Below are 22498 nucleotides of genomic sequence, written 5' to 3'. Positions count from 1 at the left end.
GAAGGGATCTGGGGCAGGCAGGGCAAGAATGTCGATGCCTGACATACCCGGAGGCTCGGGAGCACACCGGGAGACACCACGAACGGACGCGGCGGATCCAGTCTAATGAAGGGATTCCCTCTGTCTAGCCTTCCAATGCATCAATCTTCTTCAGATGTACTACGGATTTCGCAGGCATTGCCGTCCTGTTCCCTCGTTGATGCGCTCTCCGGGAGCTCGTCACCCAGCATTCGTTCGGCCGTGGAGCGGTGCAGCCGGGCGGCGGTGGGGTCCCCCAGCCGGTCGAGCGTGTCGGCGAGCCGGAGCTGCAGCGCGGCCTGCAGCCGGACGTCGTCGGCACGGCGTGCCCACTCGACGGCCTCCTGGCAGGTGACGAGAGACTCCTCGGGCCGGCCGGCGTACTCCTGCACCCGCGCCATCTCACTCAGGGCCCGTGCCTGGCCCGCCACGTCCTTGGTCCTGCGGTACCCGGTGACGGCGGAGCGCCAGTTGCGCAGCGCCTCGCCGTAGCGGCCGGCGTAGGTGTGCACGGTCGCGATCCGGCCGTACAGCCGGGCCGCGTCCGCGCGCTCGTCGCGGGCGAGCCGCTGGGCGAGGGCCCGTCCGTACCAGTCGGCGGCCCGGTCGTAGTCACCCAGCTCCTGGTGGGCCGCGCCGACGGATTCCGTCGCGCGGCCGGTCGCGTACGGGTCGTTCGCCTCGCGCCCGGCGTCGAGCGCGGCCCGGTAACGGGCCAGCGCGTCCGTCGTCCGGCCCGTCCTGGCGTCCAGGTCGGCGAGGTTCAGCAGCGCGGCGGCCTTCTCGCGGGGCAGGTTCCGGCGCTCGGCGACGTCCAGGACGAGCCGGTGGATGCCGTACAGCTCGGGCGCCGCGGCCTGCGTACCGACATGGGCGACCATCGCTCTGACCAGCGCGGCCATCAGGCGGCGGGCGAGGGTGTCCAGCTCACCGTCGGCGACCGCGAGGCGGGCGGCGGCCAGCAGCGCGGGCTGCCGGATGCGCAGCCAGTCGGCGGCGGCGCGGGGGTTCGGGAAGCGCAGCGCACGGGGCATCCCGGCGAGTTTCTCGCGGGCGGGCGAGCTGTCGGTCTCGGTGATCGCCCGGCAGGACACCAGGAGCCGCACGGTCCGCTCCAGCATCCGGGCGCGGGCCAGCTGCAGTTCGGCCGGCCGGTCCTCGGCCTCGGTGAGCGGGCGCAGCAGCGGCAGCAGGCAGCCCGGCACCTCGTACTGCGGGAGCGGTGACTCGACGGCCCGGACGAGGCCGAGCCTCGTGAAGTCGTCCAGGGTGGTGCGGGCCGCGCCGACCGAGCAGCCGGCGAGCGCGGACGCGGTGTGCGGATCGACGAGGCCGGCGGGGGCCAGCGAGAGCAGTCGCAGTATCCGTGCGGCGGCCGACGGCAGGGCCGCGTAGGTGAGCCGGAAGACGCGCTCCAGGATCGGTCCGTCGTCACCCTCGGTGCGCAACTGCTTGGCGAGGTCGGCGACGGCCGCCTTGGGGCGGTGGGCCAGCCAGGCCCCGGCGAGGACGAGCGCCGCGGGCTGGCCGGCGCACAGTTCCACGAGCCCCTCGGCGGCGCGCGGGTCCACGGTGATGCGTACGGAGCCGGTGAACCGGTCGAGGAGGTCCAGTGCGGACTTGGTGTCCAGACCGCCGAGGGTGCAGGGGCGCACGTCCGCGATCCCGGTCAGGGGTCCGCCGGAGACGGCGACGACGAGGCAGTCGGGGTTCTCCGGCAGGAGCGCGTCGACCTGTCCGGCGTCCGCCGCGTCGTCGAGCAGGAGCAGGGTCCTGCGGGTGGCGAGCGCCTCCCGCAGCCGCTCGGAGAGGTCGTCCTCGTCGGCTCCGGCGGGGGCCGGCAGATCGAGCGCGGTGAGCAGGTCACGGGCGGTGCGTTCGGTCGGTACGAGGGTGCCGTCCGGCTCGGTGAGCCGGGCCCGCAGGACACCGTCGGGGTAACTGTGCGCGACCTGCCGTACGAGCTCCTCGGCGAGCGCGGTGCGGCCGGATCCGGGCCGGCCGGCGATGAGCAGCACGCGCGCGCGGGGGGCCTTGCGGCCGGCGAGGGTGTCGAGGCCCGCCCGCTCGATGTCGGCCCGGAGTTCCTTCAACTCTCTTGCCCGGCCGAGGAACTGACTGACCGTGGGAGGCGGCGCGGCGGCCCGGCGCGGCCCCTCCTCCGACACCGTCGTGCCGCCGGCGTCCACCGCCTGATCCGTCACGGGCCACACTCCCGTCCCACTGCGCGCGCAAGCCCGCCGGGCACTCCGGACGGGGCGTCTGCTGAGCCTAGTTCACGCTCTGCGACGATCCGTGCGGAGCGCGGCGGGCACGTCCCCCGATCGGATCAGGCGATCGTCACACGGATGGGCCGACCGGACGCACCGGAGTGGATCACGCCTCGAACGGGCGTGCGGGCCACGGTGCCTCGGCCGGGCGCAACGCGTCCAGGCCGTCGCCGCCCCGTGCCGCGACCAGTGCGAGGACGCCCACCACGAGGCAGTTGTTGTGCAGCTCGCCGGCGAGGACACCCCGGACGAGTTCGTCGACCGGGACCCGGGAGACCTCCATGTCGGCTTCCTCGTCCTCGACCGCGAAGCGCCTGCCCTCGGCCTCGGAGAGATCGCGGGCGAGGAAGATCCGGACGGCCTCGTCGCAGCCGCCGGGCGTGGTGAACACGTCGGTCAGCACCCGCCAGTCCTCGGCCTTGACGTGCGCCTCTTCGTAGAGTTCGCGCTGCGCGGCGTGCAGGGGGTTCTCGCCCGGGACGTCGAGCAGGCCGGCCGGGATCTCCCAGAGCTTGTGCCGCACGGGGTGCCGGTACTGACGGATGACCAGGGCACGGCCCTCGTCGTCGAGGGCGAGGACGGCCACCGAACCGGGGTGCACCTGGTAGTCGCGGCGCGCGACCGATCCGTCGGGCATGACCACGTCGTCGGTGCGTACGGAGGTCTTGTTGCCGGTGAACGGGGTCTCGGTCGCCCTGACCTCCCACTCCTCGGCGGTGTCCTTGATGGTCATGTCGACTTGACTCCTCCTACGCACGGACCCGCGCCGCGACGGACGTACTCGCGCGGCGAGAAAAACGGGGCACGCGCCCCGAAGGACGCGTACCCCGGCAACCGTACAACCCTCGTCCTACTCGCCCGCCCCGCGCTTCTCCTGCTGCCGCGAGACGGCCGCCTTGACCAGGCCGGCGAACAGCGGGTGCGGCCGGGTCGGGCGCGAGCGGAGCTCCGGGTGCGCCTGGGTCGCGACCAGGTACGGGTGGACGTCGCGCGGGTACTCCACGTACTCCACGAGCTTGCCGTCCGGGGAGGTGCCGGAGAACTGCAGACCGGTCTTCTTCTCCAGCTCGGCGCGGTAGGAGTTGTTCACCTCGTAGCGGTGCCGGTGCCGCTCCTCCACGTACTCCTTGCCGTCGTAGACCTCGCGCACGATGGAGCCCTCGGCGAGCTTGGCGGGGTACATGCCCAGGCGCATCGTGCCGCCCATGTCGCCGTCGCCCGCGACGATGTCCAGCTGCTCGGCCATGGTGGAGATGACCGGGTGGCCGGTGGCGGAGTCGAACTCGGTCGAGTTGGCGTCCGCGATGCCCGCGAGGTTGCGCGCGGCCTCGATCACGATGCACTGCAGGCCCAGACAGAGCCCGAGGAGCGGGATCCGGTTCTCACGGGCGTACTGGATGGCGCCGACCTTGCCGGACACACCGCGGTCGCCGAAGCCGCCGGGGATACAGATCGCGTCGACGTCACCGAGCTGCTCGGCGGCGCCCGCGGGGGTCTTGCAGTCGTCCGAGGCGACCCACTTGATCTTCACGCGGGCCTTGTTGGCGAACCCGCCCGCGCGCAGGGCCTCGGTGACCGAGAGGTAGGCGTCGGGCAGGTCGACGTACTTGCCGACGAGCGCGAGATCGATCTCGTGCAGCGGCCGGTGGACGCGGTCCAGCAGGTCGTCCCAGGTCGTCCAGTCCACGTCCCGGAACGGCAGGTCCAGCTTGCGGACCACGTACGCGTCGAGGCCCTCGGTGTGCAGGACCTTCGGGATGTCGTAGATCGAGCGGGCGTCGGGGCAGGCCACCACGGCCGTCTCGTCGACGTCGCACATCAGCGAGATCTTGCGCTTGATCGCGGTGGGCACCTCGCGGTCGGCGCGCAGCACGATCGCGTCCGGCTGGATACCGATGTTGCGCAGTGCCGCAACCGAGTGCTGGGTCGGCTTCGTCTTCAGCTCCCCGGAGGGGCCGATGTACGGGAGGAGCGAGATGTGGACGACGAACACGTTGTCGCGACCGACCTCGTGACGGACCTGGCGGACGGTCTCCAGGAACGGCAGCGACTCGATGTCGCCGACCGTGCCGCCGACCTCCGTGATGACGACGTCGACGTCGTCGGTGGCCATCCTGCGGATGCGGTGCTTGATCTCGTTGGTGATGTGCGGGATGACCTGCACGGTGTCGCCGAGGTACTCGCCGCGCCGCTCCTTGGCGATGACCGTGTTGTAGACCTGCCCGGTGGTGACGTTGGCGCTGCCGTCCAGGTCGACGTCGAGGAAGCGCTCGTAGTGCCCGATGTCGAGGTCGGTCTCGGCCCCGTCGTTGGTGACGAACACCTCACCGTGCTGGAAGGGGTTCATCGTGCCGGGGTCGACGTTCAGATACGGGTCGAGCTTCTGCATGGTGACCCGCAGACCCCGCGCCTTGAGCAGCGCGCCCAGGCTGGAGGCGGTCAGGCCCTTGCCGAGGGAGGAGGCGACACCCCCGGTGACGAAGAGGTGCTTGGTCGTCGTGGCTGTGCTGCTTCGGAAAGCAGCGGGCGGCATGGCCAAGAGGGGGCTCCCGTGGTCGCGGTCTTTGGTGCGGTACGGCTGCCCGGCCCGGAGGTTTCCGGAGGTGCCGTCGCTGCGGTTCGGGGGCCCCTTTTCCTGCTGGGGCGTCCACCGGTCCACGGGCTACCAGGGTATCAGCGACGCGGCGAGGGTGCTTCCGGCCACGCTCCGCACACGGGCCGACACGCACCACAGTCGTGCTCACTCATTCGGCTCAGACGGGTTGTCGGGAGGGGCGCGCGGATCATCATCGTGCGTCGTATCCTGCTCGGACACTCGCTGCCGAGCCGGGCCGGCGAACGGCACCACCCCCGCCGGTGTACCTGGACAAATGAGCTCGTCAGTTCGCCTCGCGTAGGCAGTCACTGCAACCATCGACCTGCGTGACACGCGACAACTGACGTTCCGCAACGACGCTTTACCAATGATCCTCTGACCGCAAGAACACCGCCCCCTCGTGGGGCGACGTGGCCGTTCGACTGGAGTTGCACGTGGCCGGGCGCATCGAAGACTACGCACTTATCGGAGACATGCAGACGGCGGCGCTGGTCTGCAGGGACGGCACGGTGGACTGGCTGTGCCTGCCCCGCTTCGACTCCCACGCCGTCTTCGCGGGACTGCTCGGCACGGAGGAGCACGGGTTCTGGCGGCTCGGACCGGCGCACGCCGCCGACGCCGAACCGCCGAGGGCGGTCCGCCGCCGTTACCGCGGCGACTCCCTGATCCTCGAATCCGAGTGGGACACCTCACGCGGCACGGTCCGCGTGACCGATTTCATGCCCCCTCGTGACGGCGCTCCCCAGCTGATCCGCATCGTCGAGGGCGTCACGGGCCGCGTCCCGATGCGCTCCGCGCTGCGGATGCGTTTCTCCTACGGGCGTGTGGTGCCGTGGGTGCACAAGCACGAGGGCCGGACGGTGGCCGTCGCCGGGCCCGATTCCGTCTGGTACGACACCGAGTGCGAGACGTACGGCAAGGCCCTGACGACCTACTCGGACTTCACGGTCGCGCCGGGCGAGCGCATCGCGTTCACCATCTCCTGGGAGCCCTCGCACAAGCAGCCGCCCCCGCTCCCCGAACCGGAGCAGTCCCTGGAGGCCACCGAGGAGTTCTGGCAGGACTGGGTGGCGCAGTGCACGTACCACGGGCCCTACCGCGAGGCCGTGGTCCGCTCGCTGATCACGCTCAAGGCACTGACGTACGGGCCGACGGGCGGCATCGTCGCCGCCCCCACGACCTCCCTTCCGGAGGAGATCGGCGGGGTCCGCAACTGGGACTACCGCTACACGTGGCTGCGCGACGCGGCGATCACGCTGTCGTCGCTGCTGCGCACCGGCTACCGCGAGGAGGCCCGCGCCTGGCGCGAGTGGCTGCTGCGGGCGGTCGCGGGCGACCCCGAGAACCTGCAGATCATGTACGGCATCGCCGGTGAGCGGGAGCTGGGCGAGGCGGAGCTCGACTGGCTGCCGGGATACGAGAACTCCGGGCCCGTCCGCGTCGGGAACGGCGCCGCGAACCAGCTCCAGCTCGACGTCTACGGCGAGGTCACCGAGGCCCTGCACCTGGCCCACATGACGGGTCTGGCCCGCAACGACTACGCCTCGCTCCTCCAGCTCAAGCTGATCCGCTACCTGGAGGACCACTGGGACGAGCCCGACGAGGGCATCTGGGAGGTGCGCGGCCCGCGCCGCCACTTCGTCCACTCGAAGGTGATGGCCTGGGTCGCCGTCGACCGCACCATCAAGCTCATCGAGTCCGGGGACGCGGACGGGCCGCTGGAGAAGTGGCGCGAGCTGCGCGACGACATCCACCGGGACGTGTGCGAGAAGGGGTACGACAAGGAGCGCAACACCTTCACGCAGTCGTACGGCTCGAAGGAGCTGGACGCCTCGCTGCTGCTGATCCCGCAGATGGGCTTCCTGCCGCCGGACGACAAGCGCGTGATCGGCACCATCGAGGCCATCCAGCGCGAGCTGTCCACCACGGACGGCTTCATCCTGCGCTACCCCACCTCCGGTGACGACGCCGGCGTGGACGGCCTGGAGGGTGACGAGGGCGCGTTCCTGGCCTGCTCGTTCTGGATGGCGGACGACCTCGCGATGATCGGCCGGGTGGACGAGGCACGCAAGCTCTTCGAGAAGCTGCTGGCCCTGCGCAACGACCTGGGTCTCCTCGCCGAGGAGTGGGATCCGCGTCTGCAGCGGCAGGTCGGCAACTTCCCGCAGGCGTTCAGCCACGTGCCGCTGATCGACACGGCCCTGCGCCTGACGGCGTCCGGGGCGTACGGCGGCTGACGGGGGCCCGGCCGGAGTCCGTCCGGCGCGTCGTGGCAGGTGACGGACGGGGTAGCGTCCGGTCATGGACAGCCGTACCGACCCGCCGGACCCGCACAGTGGCGGCATCACCGTGCAGCGCGCCCTGGAGCTGCCCGGGCTGCGCGGTGGCCTGCCGGAGATCCTGGCGGGCGCCGACCGGCTGGGCCGCTCCGTGCGCTGGGTGCACGCGGGCGAGGTGCCGAACATCGCCTCGCTCCTGAAGGGCGGCGAACTGCTCCTGACCACCGGGTACGGTCTCGGCACCCGCCCCGCCGAGCAGCGCGCGTTCGTCCGCGCCCTCGCCGAGCGCGGCATCGCGGCCCTGGTCGTGGAGCTGGGACCGCGTTTCACGAAGCTGCCCGCGGCGCTCGTGGAGACGGCCCGGGGCCTCGGTCTGCCCCTGGTGCAGCTGCACCGCGAGGTGGCGTTCGTGACGGTCACGGAGGAGGTCCACACCGAGATCGTCAACGGCCACTACGCACTGCTCCAGCGCGCCGAGGAGGTGCACCGGCGCTGCACCGAGGCCCTGCTCGGCGGGGGCGGCATCCCGCAGGTCCTCGGCATCCTGGCGGACTTCGGCGGCAACCCGGTCTTCCTGGAGACCCCGGAGGGGCAGCTCCTGTACGCCGCCGGGACCGGCCCGGCGAACGCCGATCCGCTCCAGGTGTGGGAGGGGCTGCGCGGCCGGCACAAGGGCGCCCCGCCCGCCGGTTCGGTCCTGGTGGACGTGCCCGGCCCCGGTCCGGACGGCGGTCCCGGGGCCGTCCGGGCCCGGCTCGCCCTCCTGCCGGTGAACGGCCCGCTCGCGCCCGTGCACCGCATCGCGGCGGAGCGGGCCGCGGGCGTCCTCGCCGTGGTCCTGATGCAGGCCCGCCAGGAGGAGGAGCTGGCGGCCCGTGGCCGCGGCGACTTCCTCACCGACCTCGCCGAAGGACGCGTCGCGGCCGGGGACGCGCCCGCGCAGGCCCGTGTCCTCGGCTTCAAGCCCGGTGACGGCCCGCTGCTGCCGGTCGTCATGCGCCTCGCCGACGGACTGTCCCCCGGCGGCGGCTGGGCCGTGCTGGCCCGCGCGGTCGCCGAGGAACTGGCCTCGGTGGGCGTCCCGGTCCTGCTGGGCGTACGCCCCGTCGAGGGCCGGGTGCCCCTGCTGGTGGCGCTGCGTGCGGAGGCCGAGCGGCCGGCTGTCGCGGACCGGGTCGCCGCGGCGCTGCGGGCCGGCGTGGAGCGGGCCGGGACGCAGCGGCCGGGCGCGCGGCCACCGGTGGTGGTGGTCGGCGTGGCGGGCGGCTGGGCGGCCGCGTCGGCGGGTCTGCGGCATGCAGCGGAGACGGCCACGGCGGCGCAGGGACTGCCCGGCCGGCCCTGGTACGACGCCCGGCGCCTGGACACCGACCTGCTGCTGTGGCGCCTGCGGGACCATCCTGACCTGGCCGCTTTCGTTGACCGTGCGATCGGCCCCCTGCGCGACCACGACAACCGCTCCCGGCCGCCGCTGCTGCCCACCCTGGAGACGTATCTCGCGCACGCGGGCCGCAAGGCGGAGACCGCACGGGAGCTGCACCTCAACCGGCAGACGCTCTACAACCGGCTGGCGCGGATCGGGGAGCTGCTCGGGACGGACCTCGACGATCCGCAGACGGTCCTGGCGCTGAGCCTGGCCCTGCGGGCCCGCAGACTCGTCCCCTGACCGCCACCGCCACCACCGTCACCGCCACCGCCACCGCCACTAGGGAAGCGGCCAGGGCCGGGTCAGCTCGTCGTACACGCTCAGCACCTGGGCCACCGTCTCGTCCTCGGTGGGCCAGGTGGCCGCCTGCCGCGTTCCCCTGTCCTTGAGACGCTCACACCGGCCGGGGTCCGCGAGCAGGCCGGCGACGGCCTCGGCGAGCGCCCCGGAGTCCCCGGGCGGTACGAGTTCGGCGGCGTCCCCGACCAGATCGGCGATGCCGCCGGTGGCGGCCGCGACCAGCGGCACGCGCGCGTGAAGGGCCTCCTGGGCGAGCACGGAGCGCGCTTCCGGACCGCCGGGCAGCAGGGCCAGGTCGGCCGCCGCGAGCAGCTCCCCGATGTCGTCGGGCCGGCCGATCAGGCGCACGGGAAGCTCCTCGGCCTCGATCCGCCGCTGGAGTTCGCCGCGCAGCGGCCCTTCCCCGGCGATCACGAGGAGCGGCACGGGGTCCAGCCGCCGCCACGCGCGTGTGGCGTCCAGCAGTGTGTCGTGCCCCCGGTGCCGGTCGAGGGAACCGACGGCGACCAGCAGCGGCCGGTCGATGGTGCCGAGTTCGGCACGGGCCTTGGGCCGCAACCGGTCGGCCTCCTCGGCCGTGGCGACGGACCGGCGCCGGGCGGGCAGCGCGACCGCGGCGAGCCGCGCGTCCCGCGCTCCTCTGCTGCGGGCCCGGTCCACGAGGTCGGTGGAGGTCCCGAGGACCACCGACGCGGCCTTCGCCACGCGCCGCTCCAGTACGCGCAGCAGGTGCGCCCGCGCGCCTTCGGCGGACGGGCGGGTGTGCCAGGTGACGACCAGCGGGACGCGCCGCCCGCCGAGCGCGAACGCGGCCCGCAGCGCGGCGTGCAGTCCGTGGGCATGGACCAGGTCGGCGTCCGCGCAGGCCGCCCGCAGCGCGGCCACCGCGGACGGGTCGTTGCGCCGGGGCACCGGCACGTGCTCGGCGCCGGCACCGGTGAAGTCGTACGTGTGGTCGGCCGTGGCGGGGGCGCACACGGTGACCCGGACGCCCCGTGCGACGAGCCCCGAGGTCAGCGACCGGACATGGGCACAGCTGCCCGTGCTGCCGCCGCCGAGCACCTGGACGGTACGCAGCGCGGGCTGTCCGTGCGACGACTGTCCTCGTGGTGCGTGTCCGTGCGGTGCGTGGCTGCTCACCTGGCTCACGTGGCCGGGGCTCCTGGTTCGGCGTCGGGCGGTCACGAAGAAACGTACCGAAGGAACGGGCGGCGGGGGTGGACCGCTCGTCCTGCCCCTAAGAATGCCAGGGCGGGCCGGAGTTGCCGACCACCGAGGGACCGCTGCGCCCGAGGGGGTGCGGATGGGATACGGGCGCTCCCTCACACGAGTGAGCGCTGGACGATGTTCGAAGACAGGCGGGGGCGGGTGTCGCCGCCGGCGAGCTGCTGTTCACGCCCCCTTCGCGCCCCACCGAGCACCGGGCGTGCACCTCACCGTCCGTACGACCCCGCACGCCCGGGCCCCGCGCACCCCTGCCCCACGTACCTCTGTGCCCGTGCGGATCCGCCCGCCCCGGATTACCCGTCCGCGCGAGCTGTCGCCAGCAGTTCCTCAGCGTGCGCTCGCGCGGTCTCGGAGTCCTCCTGGCCTGCCAGCATCCGGGACAGCTCGCGGATGCGCGCCTCGCCCTCCAGGACCTTCACGCCGGAGCGCGTCACCGACCCGTCGTTGGTCTTCTCGACCAGCAGCTGCCGGTCGGCGAAGGCGGCCACCTGCGGCAGGTGCGTGACGACGACGACCTGCGCGCTCCTGGCGAGCTTCGCGAGCCGCCTGCCGATCTCGACGGCCGCCTTGCCGCCGACTCCGGCGTCCACCTCGTCGAAGAGGTACGTGGGCACGGGGTCCGTCCCCGCGAAGACGACCTCGACCGCGAGCATGACCCGCGACAGTTCACCACCGGACGCGCCCTTGGCGATGGGCCGCGGCGGCGCCCCCGGGTGCGGGGCGAGGAGCAGTTCGACCTCGTCGCAGCCGGCGGGCCCGTACGAGACCGTGCGCCCGCCGACCTCCACACCCTCGGGGTCCTCGGTCTGCCGGATCTCGAACGACACGCGCGCGTGCGGCATGGCGAGCGAGGCCAGCTCGGCGGTCACCGCGGCGGCGAAGCGGTCGGCGGCCTCCGTACGGGCGTCGGTGAGGGCCTGGGCCAGTCCGCCCAGCTCGGCCCGCAGCCCGTCCCGTTCGGCGGTGAGCTCACCGATCCGGTCGTCGTCGCCGTCCAGTTCGAGGAGCCGTGCGGTTCCCCGCTCGGCCCAGGTCAGCACGGCGTCCATGCCCTCGCCGTGCTCGCCGTACTTGCGGATCAGCGTGGTGAGCGCGGCGCGGCGCTCCTCGACGGCCGCGAGCCGCAGCGGGTCCGCGTCGAGGTCGTCGGCGTATCCGGCCAGCTCCCCCGCCACGTCCCCCAGCAGGATCCCGATCTCGCCGATGCGGCCGGCCAGGGCGCCGAGGGCCGCGTCGTGGGACCGTACGGCCTCCAGGGCGCGGTGTGCGCCCGCGACGAGCGTCGTGGCGTCGATGCCCTCCGGGTCCTCGGGGTTGCCCGCGAGGGCGGCGTGCGCGACCGTGGCGGCCGACGCGAGCGCCTCCGCGTGCCCGAGCCGCTCGGCCTCGGCCGCGAGCTCCACGTCCTCGCCCGCCCTGGGCTCCACCGCGGCGATCTCGTCGAGCCCGAAGCGCAGCAGATCGGCTTCCTGGGCGCGTTCCCGCGCGCGGGTGGTGATCTGGTCCAGCTCGGTGGTGATGGCGCGCAGCCGCCGGTAGGCGCCCGCGTACTTCTCCAGCGGCACGGCGACCGCGTCGCCCGCGTACCGGTCGAGGGCCTGCCGCTGCCGGGACAGCTTGAGCAGCCCCTGCTGGTCGGTCTGGCCGTGCACGGCCACCAGGTCGTCGGCGAGCTCGGCGAGCAGCCCCACCGGCACGGAACGCCCGCCGAGGTGCGCGCGCGAGCGGCCCTCGGCGGAGACGGTACGGCTGATGAGCAGGGTGCCGTCGTCGAGCTCGGCGCCGGCCTCCTCGGCCCGCAGGGCCGCCGAGGCGCCGTCGGGGACGGAGATCCGCCCCTCCACGACCGCGTTCTTCGCGCCGATCCGCACGAGGGCGGCGTCGGCGCGTCCGCCCAGCAGCAGGCCCAGGCTGGTGACCACCATCGTCTTGCCCGCGCCGGTCTCGCCGGTCACGGCGGTGAAGCCCGGCGACAGCTCGACAACAGCGTCGTCGATGACTCCGAGCGACCGTATCCGCATCTCCTCCAACACGGACATGACCATACGAGGTTTCTCCTGCCCGGCGCGACGCCGCCCCAGTCCCTGCACAAACGTCCAGGTATCCACGTGCCCCGTAAGGGGCGCGGGGAACTGCGCGGCCAGCCCCCACGCACCCGCAGGTTCATCATCCTCCCGGCAGCGGAGCGCCTAGTGGGGCGCCCCCCGCCACCCGGCGACCGGCAGCGCGAACTTGGCCACCAGCCGGTCCGTGAACGACGCGTGGTGCAGCCGCGCGAGGCGCACCGGCACGGCCCCGCGACGGACCTCCACGCGGGCGCCGGGCGGCAGCTCGATCGTGCGCCGGCCGTCGCACCACAGGACCCCGGGCGGGATGTGCGGCAGGATCTCCACGGCCAGCACCGAGTTCGGCGAGGTCACCAGGGGCTTGGCGAACAGGGCGTGGGCGCTGATCGGCACCATGAGCAGCGCCTCGACCTCCGGCCACACCACGGGTCCGCCCGCGGAGAACGCGTAGGCCGTCGACCCGGTCGGCGTGGACAGGACGATCCCGTCGCAGCCGAAGCCGGTCACGGGCCGCCCGTCGATCTCCAGGACGACCTCCAGAAGCTTCTCGGCGCCCGCCTTCTGCACGGCGGCCTCGTTGAGCGCCCAGTCCGTGTGCACGACGTCGCCGTTGCTGTGCACCACGACGTCGACGGTCATCCGTTCCTCGACCTCGTACGCCTTCGTCACCACCCGGTCGACGACCTTGTCGAGGTCGTCGCGCTCGGCCTCCGCGAGGAAGCCGACCCGCCCGAGGTTGACGCCGAGCATCGGCACCCCGGAGGCGCGGGCGAACTCGGCGCCGCGCAGCAGCGTCCCGTCACCGCCGAGGACGATCAGCAGTTCACATCCGTCGAGGCACTCCGGGGTCGCCTCCCTGACGAGTTCCACGGTCGGCGGCAGCGGCAGGTCGGCCGCCTCCGTCTCCAGGACCCGTACGCCGAGTCCGGAGCGCAGCAGCCCCTCGACGACGAGCTCGGCACTGCGGATGGCCGCGGGCCGTCCGGTGTGGGCGAGCAGGAAAACAGTACGAGCTCGGGTATCGGTCAACGCGGCCCCTCCGCCACTGCACGGTCAACGTCGGCCGGGTCCAGTGCGGGTGCCCCGGCACGCAGCCACAGAAAGTACTCGACATTCCCCGAGGGTCCGGGCAGCGGACTCGCCGTCACGCCCCGCACCCCGAGCCCCAGTTCCCCCGCCTGCCGGGCCACACCGCGCACGGCGTCCGCCCGCAGCTCGGGACTGCGGACCACGCCGCCGCTCCCCAGCCGTTCCCTGCCCACCTCGAACTGCGGCTTGACCATCATCACCAGGTCGGCACCGGGCGCCGCGCACCGCACGAGGGCGGGCAGCACCAGGCCGAGCGGGATGAAGGACAAGTCACCGACAACAAGATCCACCGGCTCCCCATCGATCGCCTCCAACGTCAACTCGCGTACGTTCGTACGGTCCTTGACGGTGACGCGTTCATCGCTTCGGAGAGACCACGCCAACTGCCCGTAACCGACGTCCACGGCGAGCACCCGGGTGGCGCCCGCGCGCAGCAGCACATCGGTGAAGCCGCCGGTCGAGGCTCCGGCGTCCAGGGCCCGCCGGCCCTCGACCACCAGGCCCTGCGGCACGAAGGCGGCCAGTGCCCCGGCGAGCTTGTGGCCGCCGCGCGAGACGTAGTCCGGGTCGTCGTCGTCCTTCGCGACCAGGATGGGGGCGGCGGTCTCCACCTGGGTGGCGGGCTTGGTCGCGAGGTTCTTGCCGACGGTGACCCGCCCGGCGGCGATCAGCTGTCCGGCGTGCTCGCGCGAGCGGGCGAGTTTGCGCCGGACCAGCTCGGCGTCGAGGCGGCGTCGTGCCACTCCTGCCACGTTCGGTTCAGCTCCTGTTGCTGTCGCTGTGGGTGTTCGGTGCCGGGGGCGCCGGAGGTCCCGGGCGGGCGTCGAGCGCGGTGAGCGTGTCGCGCAGCCCCCGGTGCACATCCTCGTACACCTCGATGTGGCCGTCCGTCGCGAGGTGGTCCGCGTCGCCCAGCCGGTGGAGCAGGGCGTCGACCTCCGCGTCGCCCGTGGGTGTGAGGGGGACGTACAGGGGCGCGGGGGCGGCCGGATCGTACGCCTCCGTACCGAAGGGCTCCGAACCGTCGGTTCCGGTCGGGGATCCGTCCTCCGGACCGGTCATGGACTCGCTCATGCCCCGACGCTACCGCGAAGGGCTGAGGTACCGTCGATCACGATGGCGACGATCGAGGAGTGCCGCAGCGCACTCGACACACTCTCGGAGAACATGGCGGGCGCGAACGGCGACGTGCGCGGCGCGGCCGCGTTGGACCGCTCCCTGAGCTGCCGTGTCACCGACCTGGACATCACGTTCGTCGGCCGCCTCCAGGACGGCCGGATCGTGGTGCAGGACACCGTCGAGGGGCCGCCGCCCGAGAAGGCCGAGATCCGGCTCGCCATGACCGGCGACGACCTGGTCGCGATGGTCGAGGGCGAGCTGCACTTCGCGAAGGCATGGGGCTCCGGCCGCGTCAGGCTCGAAGCGGGCCTGCGCGACCTGATGCGCCTCAGAAAGCTGCTCTGACCCGGCCCCTCCCCTGTCGGGTCAGCTCTTGGTGACAGCCACGGACGCGGCGGCCGTACGGGCCTTCCGCGCCGCCGGAACCACCAGCGGCGTGCCCGTCTCCGGATCGTCGACGACCTGGCAGCGCAGCCCGAAGACCTCCTCGACGAGTTCGGCCGTGACGATGTCCGCCGGAGCGCCCTCCGCGATGACCGCCCCTTCGCGCAGGGCGATCAGGTGGGTGGCGTACCGGGCGGCGTGGTTGAGGTCGTGCAGTACGGCGACCAGGGTCCGGCCCCGCTCCTCGTGGAGGTCGGCGCACAGGTCGAGTACGTCGATCTGGTGCTGGATGTCCAGGAAGGTGGTCGGCTCGTCGAGCAGCAGCAGCGGGGTCTGCTGGGCGAGCGCCATGGCGATCCACACCCGCTGGCGCTGGCCCCCGGAGAGCTCGTCGACATACCGGTCGGCGAGTTCCGCGACCCCGGTCGAGGTCATGGACTCGCGTACGATCCGTTCGTCCTCGGCCGACCACTGGCGCAGCAGCCCCTGGTGCGGGTAGCGGCCACGCCCGACGAGGTCGCCGACGGTGATCCCGTCCGGCGCGATGGACGACTGCGGGAGCAGCCCGAGCGTCCTCGCCACCTTCTTCGCGGGCATCGACTGGATGACGTGTCCGTCGAGGAGCACCCGGCCCTGCTGCGGCTTCAGCATGCGGGACAGGGCGCGCAGCAGTGTGGACTTGCCGCAGGCGTTCGGGCCGACGATCACCGTGAAGGAGTTGTCCGGGATCTCGACCGACAACCGCTCGGCGATGACGCGCTGGTCGTAGGCGAGGGTGACGTTCTCGGCGGACAGGCGGTTCACTGTGCTCCCTGTGGGTCGTTGCTCCTCGGACGGTTCATATGCGGCCCGCCTTCCGCTCGGTGACCAGCAGCCACAGCAGGTAGACGCCGCCGACGACTCCGGTCAGCACGCCGACGGGCAGCTGGTCGGCCCCGAAGGCCCGCTGCGAGGCCCAGTCCGCGACGACCAGGAGGGTGGCGCCCATGCACATCGCCGGCACCAGGTTGGGTCCGGGCGAGCGGGTGAGGCGCCGGGCGAGCTGCGGCGCGGTGAGCGCGACGAAGGCGACCGGGCCCGCGGCGGCCGTCGCGGACGCGGTGAGCAGCACGGCGGCCACCATCAGCACCAGGCGCGTGCGCTCCACCCGCACGCCGAGCGCGTATGCCACGTCGTCGCCCATCTCCAGCGTCCGCAGGGCGCGCGCGTTGCCGAGGACCAGCGGTACGAGTACGGCGCACAGGCCGAGCAGCGGCCACACCTGGGACCAGTCACGGCCGTTGAGCGAGCCGGTCATCCAGACGATCGCGCGGGTCGCGTCGACGAGATCGGCCTTGGTGATCAGATATCCGTTGACCGCCGTGACGATCGCGGAGACGCCGATACCGACCAGGACCAGCCGGTAACCGTGCACACCCCGCTTCCAAGCGAGCACATAGATGGCGAAGCCGGTCACGAGGCCGCCGGCCAGTGCCCCGAGGGCGACCTGGGTGGCACTCCCGGAGAACAGCACGATCATCACGAGTGCGCCGGCCGTCGAGCCCTGCCCCAGGCCGAGCACGTCCGGGCTGCCCAGCGGGTTGCGGGAGATGGCCTGGAAGAGCGCACCGCCGAGTCCGAGCGAGGCGCCGACGAGGAGCCCCACCAGGACCCGCGGCAGCCGCAGTTCGTTGACGATGAACTCCTGGCCCGCGTCACCGTCGCCGAGCAGCGTCCTGACGACGTCACCGGCGGGGATAGGGAAGTCGCCGGTGCCGATGAGCACGACGCTCGCGGTGAGCGCCGTGGCCAGCAGCAGGACGACGACCGCGGACGCGCGGACGTCGACACGGACCGACAGCCCGCCGACGGTACGGACCGTGCGGCCGCGGAAGCCCCGGCTGGCAGCCGCCCGGTCGCGTCCGGCCGGGTCGGCTTGCGCGCCCCGGCGTCCGGCCTTGTCGCCCAGGACCTTCACAGCTGCGCCGTCCTCCGTCGTCGTACGAGAAAGATGAAGACCGGGCCGCCCAGGATCGCGGTGACGATGCCGACCTGGAGTTCCGCGGGCCGCGCGACCATCCGGCCGACGACGTCCGCGCCGAGCAGCAGCACCGGCGACAGCACGGTGGCGTACGGCAGGATCCAGCGCAGGTCGGGCCCGGTGAAGGAGCGGACGACGTGCGGCACCATCAGCCCCACGAAGACGATCGGCCCGCAGGCGGCGGTCGCGGCCCCGCACAGCACGGTCGCGGCGGCCATGGACAGCGCCCGGGTGCGGTTCAGGTGCGCCCCCAGCGCGCGGGCGGTGTCGTCGCCCATGGCCATGGCGTTCAGCGGCCGGGCGAGCGCCAGCGCGAGGACCGTACCGGCCGCCAGGAACGGCAGTACCTGCCAGATGGTGGAGGAGGTGGCCGAGGCCAGCGAGCCGACCGTCCAGAAGCGCATGGTGCCGAGCGCCGCCTCATCCATGATCATCACGGCCTGCAGATAGCCGTAGAGGGCGGCACTGATCGCGGTTCCGGCGAGCGCGAGCCGTACCGGTGTCGCGCCCCGGCTGCCGCCCAGGACGTACACCAGCACCCCGACGGCCGCCGCGCCGCCGAAGGCGAACCACACATAGCCGCTCAGCGAGGTGACACCGAAGAAGGAGATCGCCGTCACGACCGCGGCGGACGCGCCCGCGTTGATGCCGAGCAGTCCGGGGTCGGCGAGCGGGTTGCGGGTGAGCGCCTGCAGCACGGCCCCGGCCAGGCCGAGGGCGGCTCCGACGAGCAGCCCGAGGACCGTCCGCGAGAGCCGCTCGCCCACCACGACGTCGCCGTACGCGCCCGAGTCCTCGAACAGACCGTGCCAGACGTGCTCCAGGGACAGCTCTTTCGCGCCGATCGCGATGCTCGCCACGGCGACGATCACCAGCACGGCGAGAGACAGGAAGAGCCCTGCGACTCGTACCGCCCGGCGGTTCGGGGGCGCGGGAGCGATCTCCGCGCGCGGTTCGGGGGGACTGTCGACCAACACGCAGTTAGGTTAGCCTAACTCGCAAGCCTGCTCGATCCGCACCCACGACGACCTGGGCAAGCCCTTCCTCCCCGGGTCCTCCCCGCGCGCCCCCTCCCGCCCCCTCAGAGCCCCAGCCGGGCCAGCGCCTTGCCTCCGTCCAGCTCGCACGCCGCGTCCCCGCCCGCCGTCCAGGCGGCGGCACACAGCGCCCGCAGCCCGTCCATGGGCTCGCCCTCACCGTCCAGTTCCAGCCGCTCGGCGCCGGCCGTCGCCGTATAGCCCCCGCACCGGAACCCGTCACCGGCCTCCACCACCTCGGGCTGCCCGGTCAGCATCCCCCGCAGGTCGGCGTCGACATAGGTCGGCCGGTGCTGCGGCGGCGCGGCGAGGAGCTGCGCCCCGTCGGTCACCCCGGTCAGCACGAGCAGCGAGTCCACCTCGCCGTTGAACGCGCCCTCGATGTCCGTGTCCAGCCGGTCCCCGACGACCAGTGGCCGCTCGGCCCCGGTCCGCAGGATCGTCTCGCGGTGCATCGGCGGCAGCGGCTTGCCCGCCACCTGCGGCTCGGCGCCCGTGGCGATCCGTACGACCTCCACGGCCGCCCCGTTGCCAGGAGCGATGCCCCGCGCTCCCGGGATCGTCAGGTCGGTGTTGGACGCGAACCACGGCACCCCGCGCGCGATGGCGTAACAGGCTTCCGCGAAGCGGCCCCACGGCAGATCGGGGCCGCCGAAGCCCTGCACGACCGCCACCGGGTCGTCGTCGGCCGACTCGACCGGCTCCAGTCCGCGCTCGCGCAGCGCCACCCGCAGCCCGTCCCCGCCGATCACCAGCACGCGCGCGCCCTGCGGCACCTGCTCGCTGATCAGCCGGGCCACGGCCTGGGCGGAGGTGATGACGTCCGACGCCTCGGTCCCTATGCCCAGTTCCGTGAGGTGCTCGGCGACGCTGTCGGGTGTCCGCAGCGCGTTGTTCGTGACGTACGCGAGGCGCATCCCGCCCGTGCGCGCCGTGCCGAGCGACTCGACGGCGTACGCGATGGCCTCCCCGCCCGCGTACACCACCCCGTCCAGGTCGAGCAGCGCCGTGTCGTACGCCTCGCTCAGGGCCCGCTCACTGCCCTCGGGCCGGGTCCTCGCGGTCTGGCTCATTACGCATCGCTCCTCGTTCGATCCCTTTCCCCGATCATCTCTCATGGCACCGACACACTTACGATGCATCAATGAACACCGCAGGTACCGCGGACGTACCGGCATGCATGGGCCTTGATCTCACCCCGTTCCGGGGCCTGCGCTACGACCCCGACCGGGTCGGCAGCCTGTCCGCCGTCACATCCCCGCCGTACGACGTGGTCGTACGGCCCGACGGTCTGCTCCACCTCGAGTCGGCGGACCCGCACAACATCGTCCGGCTGATCCTGCCGCAGGCCGCCACACCCGGCCTCCGCAACGAACAGGCGGCGGACACCCTGCAGCGCTGGGTGTCCGAGGGCGTCCTGAGAGCCGACGCCGAGCCGGGTCTGTACGTCTACGAACAGCGGGACGACGACGGCATGTGCCAGCGGGGCGTCATCGGGGCCCTGCGCCTGTCCGAGCCGTCGGAGGGCGTGGTGCTGCCGCACGAGGACGTCATGCCGCACGTGGTCGCGGACCGCGCGGCCCTCATGCGGGCCACCTCCGCGAACCTCGAACCCCTGCTGCTGACGTACCGCGGCGACGGCTCGGCCTCCGGCGCGACCGCCGTCGTGGAGCGCACCGCCGAGCGCCCGCCGCTGTTCTCCACCACCACGGAGGACGGCTTCAGCCATCGTCTGTGGGCCGTCACCGAGCCCGCCGACCTCGCCGAGGTGCACGCGGACCTGGCCGGCCGCCAGGCGCTCATCGCGGACGGCCATCACCGCTGGGCCACCTACCTGCGGGTCCGCGGGGAGCACCCTTCGCCCAGCCCGTGGGACTACGGCCTGGTGCTCCTGGTCGACACCGCGCGCCATCCGCTCCGTGTCCGGGCGATCCACCGTCTCCTGCACCGCCTCCCGGTCGCCGACGCGCTCGCCGCCCTGGGCGACTCCTTCCGCATACGCCACATCGACGGACCACTGCCGAAGGCCCTGTCGGCCCTCTCCGCGGCGGCCGCCGAAGGAAACGCCTTCCTCCTCGCGGGCGACGGCACCTTCCACCTGGTCGACCGCCCCTCCCCCGCCCTCCTCGCGCGTACGGTCCCGGCGGACCGCCCGGAAGCCTGGCGCACGCTCGACGCGACGGTCCTGCACGCCACGCTCCTCGACCATGTCTGGCGGATCCCGGACGTCCCGGAGCACATCGCGTACATCCACGACACGGCGGCCACGGTCGCCAAGGCGGAGCGCGACGGCGGCACGGCTGTCCTGATGCACCCGGTCCGCGAAGAGGTCGTACGCGACCTGGCGGGCCAGGGCGTCACGATGCCCCGCAAGTCGACGTCCTTCGGCCCGAAGCCGGCGTCGGGCCTGGTCCTGCGCTCACTCGGTCTCTGACACGCGTATGGGCGGGACCCCCTGTCAGGGGGTCCCGCCCATACGCGTGTCATGCCTCCTGGGCGACCTCAGTCCTTCAGGTCGTCCTTGGCCTCGGCACCGGTGCCGTCCTGCCGACTCTCGTCGGCCTCGACATCGCGCTCCTGCTCGACCGCGGTGTCGGTGTCGTCGACTTCGGTGTCGTCCTCGATCTCGGTGTCGTCCTCGACGAGTGCGTCCATGAACTCGACGCCGTCGAGCTCGGCGAGCCGGTCGGAGGCGTCCGTGCTGCCGTCCTTGTCGGACTCGACGGCCTTGGCGAACCACTCGCGTGCTTCACCCTCACGCCCGGCCGCGAGCAGGGCGTCGGCGTACGCGTACCGCAGTCGCGCGGTCCACGGCTGTACGGAGTTCGAGGCCAGCTCAGGGCTCTGCAGCGTGACGATGGCCGCGTCCAGCTGGTCCATGTCCCGCCGCGCGCCCGCGGCCACGAGCCGCATCTCGACCTGGCCGGCCTTGTCGAGCTTCTGCACCTCGGGGGCCCCCGCCATGTCGAGCGCCTTCTCGGGGCGCCCCAGACCGCGCTCGCAGTCCGCCATGACGGGCCACAGGTCCACGTTGCCGGTCATGCGCCGGGCGGCCCGGAACTCGGCGAGCGCCTCGCTGTACTTCTGGTTCGCGTACGCGGCGAAACCGGCCGCCTCCCGCACCGCGGCGACACGCGACGCGAGCCGCAACGCGACCCTGGAGTAGCCGTACGCGCCCTCGGGGTCCTCGTCGATGAGCCGGGCCACCATGACCAGGTTCCTGGAGACGTCCTCGGCGAGTCCCTTCGGCAGGCTCATCAGCTCCTGCCGTACGTCCTTGTCGATCTCCTCACCCGTGACGTCGTCCGGGATCGGCAGCCGCTTGATCGGCTCGCGGTCACGGTCCCGCTCGTCACGGAAGCGGCCACCGCCGCCGCCCCGGCGGTCGTCACCACGGTCGTCCCGCCCACGGAAACCGCCACGGCTGTCGTCGCGGCGGGGGCCGCCACGGCCCCGGTCGTCGCGTCCCGCACGGTCGTCCCGCCCGCGGAACCCGCCGCCGCCACGGTTGTCGTCACGCCGGAACGCCGGGCGATCGCCGTCACGCCGGAACCCACCGCGGTCGCCGCCCCCACGGTTTTCGTCACGACGGTCATCGCGCCTGTCGTCACGACGGTCGTCGCGGCGGTCATCGCGGCGGAAAGGCGGACGGTCGTTGTCACGCCGCGGACCACCGCGCTCGTCGTCACGACGGAACGCCGGACGGTCCCCGCCGCCACGGTTGTCGTCACGGCGGAAGGGCGGACGATCCCCGCCGCCACGGTTGTCATCGCGACGGAAGGGCGGACGGTCGTTGTCACGACGGAACCCACCGCGGTCGCCACCGCCGCGGTTGTCGTCACGCCTGTCGTCACGCCGGTCATCACGACGGAACGCCGGACGGTCACCACCACGACTGTCATCACGACGGAACCCGCCACGATCACCGCCACCACGGTTGTCGTCACGCCGGAAACCGCCGCGGTCGCCGCCACCGCGGTTGTCATCGCGCCTGTCGTCGCGGCGGTCGTCGCGGCGGAAAGGCGGACGGTCGTTGTCACGCCGCGGAGCACCGCGCTCGTCGTCACGACGGAACGTCGGACGGTCACCGCCACGGTTGTCATCGCGACGGAAACCGCCGCGGTCGCCGCCACCGCGGTTGTCGTCACGCCTGTCGTCACGCCGGTCATCACGACGGAAGGGCGGACGGTCGTTGTCACGACGGAAACCGCCGCGGTCGCCGCCACCGCGGTTGTCGTCACGACGGTCATCACGACGGTCGTCGCGGCGGAAAGGCGGACGGTCGTTGTCACGCCGCGGACCACCGCGGTTGTCGTCACGACGGTCGTCACGCCGGCCGGCCCCACCACGGTCGTTGTCGCGGCTCGGGCCCCCGCGGTAGCCGCCGCGGTCACCACTGTCCCGGCGTCGCTGGTCGCGCTCCGGTCGCTCGTCGGGAGAGTTGGTGGACATGGGTGACTCCTGTCATCGGTACCGCAAGTCATTCTCGCGCAGCCGGGTACCCGGCGCGCTTCGGGAAAACAAAAAGGACCTCTGGTCCCAGCGAGTCGCTGGGACCAGAGGTCCTCAAAGATTGTTCGGCGGCGTCCTACTCTCCCACAGGGTCCCCCCTGCAGTACCATCGGCGCTGTAAGGCTTAGCTTCCGGGTTCGGAATGTAACCGGGCG

17 protein-coding genes and 1 rRNA gene are annotated in these 22498 nt (G+C 72.7%); 4 read left to right on the top strand and 14 right to left on the bottom strand.

Features of this window, described 5'->3' with window-relative positions; genetic code table 11:
- Positions 1-140 precede the first annotated feature (140 nt).
- From ACFYXC_RS27365 to ACFYXC_RS27355, 3 genes are all read right to left on the bottom strand, one after another.
- A complete protein-coding gene (locus ACFYXC_RS27365; protein WP_389554452.1) occupies positions 141-2222 on the bottom strand; it encodes a tetratricopeptide repeat protein in 2082 nt (693 codons plus the stop codon).
- 172 nt (positions 2223-2394) lie between these two features.
- Positions 2395-3021, bottom strand: coding sequence for an NUDIX domain-containing protein (locus ACFYXC_RS27360; RefSeq protein WP_388914141.1), 627 nt, complete (start codon positions 3019-3021; stop codon positions 2395-2397).
- 117 nt (positions 3022-3138) lie between these two features.
- On the bottom strand, positions 3139-4821 hold the full coding sequence (locus tag ACFYXC_RS27355) for a CTP synthase (protein ID WP_388914144.1): 1683 nt from the start codon (positions 4819-4821) through the stop codon (positions 3139-3141).
- Positions 4822-5294: 473 nt separating this feature from the next.
- On the opposite strand from ACFYXC_RS27355, the gene ACFYXC_RS27350 reads away from it, so the two are divergent.
- Both ACFYXC_RS27350 and ACFYXC_RS27345 read left to right on the top strand, forming a co-directional pair.
- Positions 5295-7121, top strand: coding sequence for a glycoside hydrolase family 15 protein (locus ACFYXC_RS27350; RefSeq protein ID WP_388914147.1), 1827 nt, complete (start codon positions 5295-5297; stop codon positions 7119-7121).
- A gap of 64 nt (positions 7122-7185) precedes the next feature.
- A complete protein-coding gene (locus ACFYXC_RS27345; protein ID WP_389554449.1) occupies positions 7186-8829 on the top strand; it encodes a PucR family transcriptional regulator in 1644 nt (547 codons plus the stop codon).
- Positions 8830-8868: 39 nt separating this feature from the next.
- Here the strand turns inward: ACFYXC_RS27345 and ACFYXC_RS27340 are convergent, their stop codons facing one another.
- The 5 genes from ACFYXC_RS27340 to ACFYXC_RS27320 all read right to left on the bottom strand — a co-directional run bounded on the left by ACFYXC_RS27340 (position 8869) and on the right by ACFYXC_RS27320 (position 14345).
- A complete protein-coding gene (locus ACFYXC_RS27340; protein WP_389554447.1) occupies positions 8869-10038 on the bottom strand; it encodes a glycosyltransferase family 4 protein in 1170 nt (389 codons plus the stop codon).
- A gap of 371 nt (positions 10039-10409) precedes the next feature.
- Positions 10410-12161 carry a DNA repair protein RecN gene (gene recN / locus ACFYXC_RS27335; protein WP_389554445.1) on the bottom strand — a complete coding sequence of 584 codons (1752 nt, stop codon included), beginning with the start codon at positions 12159-12161 and terminating at the stop codon, positions 10410-10412.
- A 144-nt stretch (positions 12162-12305) separates the two neighbouring features.
- Complete coding sequence (locus ACFYXC_RS27330; protein ID WP_389554444.1) at positions 12306-13211, bottom strand: NAD kinase; 906 nt, start codon at positions 13209-13211, stop codon at positions 12306-12308.
- Positions 13208-14023: a TlyA family RNA methyltransferase gene (locus ACFYXC_RS27325; protein ID WP_389554443.1), complete on the bottom strand. Its 816-nt coding sequence runs from the start codon at positions 14021-14023 to the stop codon at positions 13208-13210. The genes ACFYXC_RS27330 and ACFYXC_RS27325 overlap by 4 nt, the downstream gene beginning before the upstream one ends.
- Before the next feature lie 7 nt (positions 14024-14030).
- Positions 14031-14345, bottom strand: a complete 315-nt coding sequence (locus tag ACFYXC_RS27320) for a hypothetical protein (RefSeq protein WP_389554441.1) — start codon at positions 14343-14345, stop codon at positions 14031-14033.
- Between the two features lie 42 nt (positions 14346-14387).
- Between ACFYXC_RS27320 and ACFYXC_RS27315 the strand changes: the two genes are divergently transcribed.
- The gene (locus ACFYXC_RS27315; protein WP_389554440.1) at positions 14388-14735 is read left to right on the top strand and encodes an SCP2 sterol-binding domain-containing protein; all 348 of its coding nucleotides are present in this window, start codon (positions 14388-14390) and stop codon (positions 14733-14735) included.
- Positions 14736-14756: 21 nt separating this feature from the next.
- On the opposite strand, the gene ACFYXC_RS27310 is transcribed toward ACFYXC_RS27315, so the two are convergent.
- The 4 genes from ACFYXC_RS27310 to ACFYXC_RS27295 form a co-directional block, all read right to left on the bottom strand.
- The gene (locus ACFYXC_RS27310) at positions 14757-15578 is read right to left on the bottom strand and encodes an ABC transporter ATP-binding protein (protein ID WP_389554439.1); all 822 of its coding nucleotides are present in this window, start codon (positions 15576-15578) and stop codon (positions 14757-14759) included.
- A gap of 34 nt (positions 15579-15612) precedes the next feature.
- Entirely contained in the window at positions 15613-16614 is a 1002-nt protein-coding gene (locus tag ACFYXC_RS27305; RefSeq protein WP_388914216.1) for a FecCD family ABC transporter permease, read from the bottom strand.
- Between the two features lie 113 nt (positions 16615-16727).
- Positions 16728-17771 (bottom strand): FecCD family ABC transporter permease, encoded by a 1044-nt coding sequence (locus ACFYXC_RS27300; RefSeq protein ID WP_389554437.1) that lies wholly within the window; start codon positions 17769-17771, stop codon positions 16728-16730.
- A gap of 104 nt (positions 17772-17875) precedes the next feature.
- Positions 17876-18904 (bottom strand): HAD hydrolase-like protein, encoded by a 1029-nt coding sequence (locus ACFYXC_RS27295; protein ID WP_389554435.1) that lies wholly within the window; start codon positions 18902-18904, stop codon positions 17876-17878.
- 71 nt (positions 18905-18975) lie between these two features.
- Here ACFYXC_RS27295 and ACFYXC_RS27290 point away from each other — a divergent pair, with 71 nt between their 5' ends.
- The gene (locus ACFYXC_RS27290) at positions 18976-20265 is read left to right on the top strand and encodes a DUF1015 domain-containing protein (protein WP_389554433.1); all 1290 of its coding nucleotides are present in this window, start codon (positions 18976-18978) and stop codon (positions 20263-20265) included.
- Positions 20266-20333: 68 nt separating this feature from the next.
- Here ACFYXC_RS27290 and ACFYXC_RS27285 read toward each other — a convergent pair whose 3' ends face one another.
- Together ACFYXC_RS27285 and rrf are read right to left on the bottom strand one after the other, a co-directional pair.
- Positions 20334-21089: a hypothetical protein gene (locus ACFYXC_RS27285; RefSeq protein ID WP_389554431.1), complete on the bottom strand. Its 756-nt coding sequence runs from the start codon at positions 21087-21089 to the stop codon at positions 20334-20336.
- Positions 21090-22406: 1317 nt separating this feature from the next.
- A 5S ribosomal RNA gene (rrf, locus tag ACFYXC_RS27280) occupies positions 22407-22498 on the bottom strand; the annotation flags it as partial.

Origin of the sequence: Streptomyces sp. NPDC002701 (assembly GCF_042889045.1) — a bacterium.
GTDB lineage: Bacteria > Actinomycetota > Actinomycetes > Streptomycetales > Streptomycetaceae > Streptomyces.
This window is presented reverse-complemented; position numbering and strand designations above follow the sequence as displayed.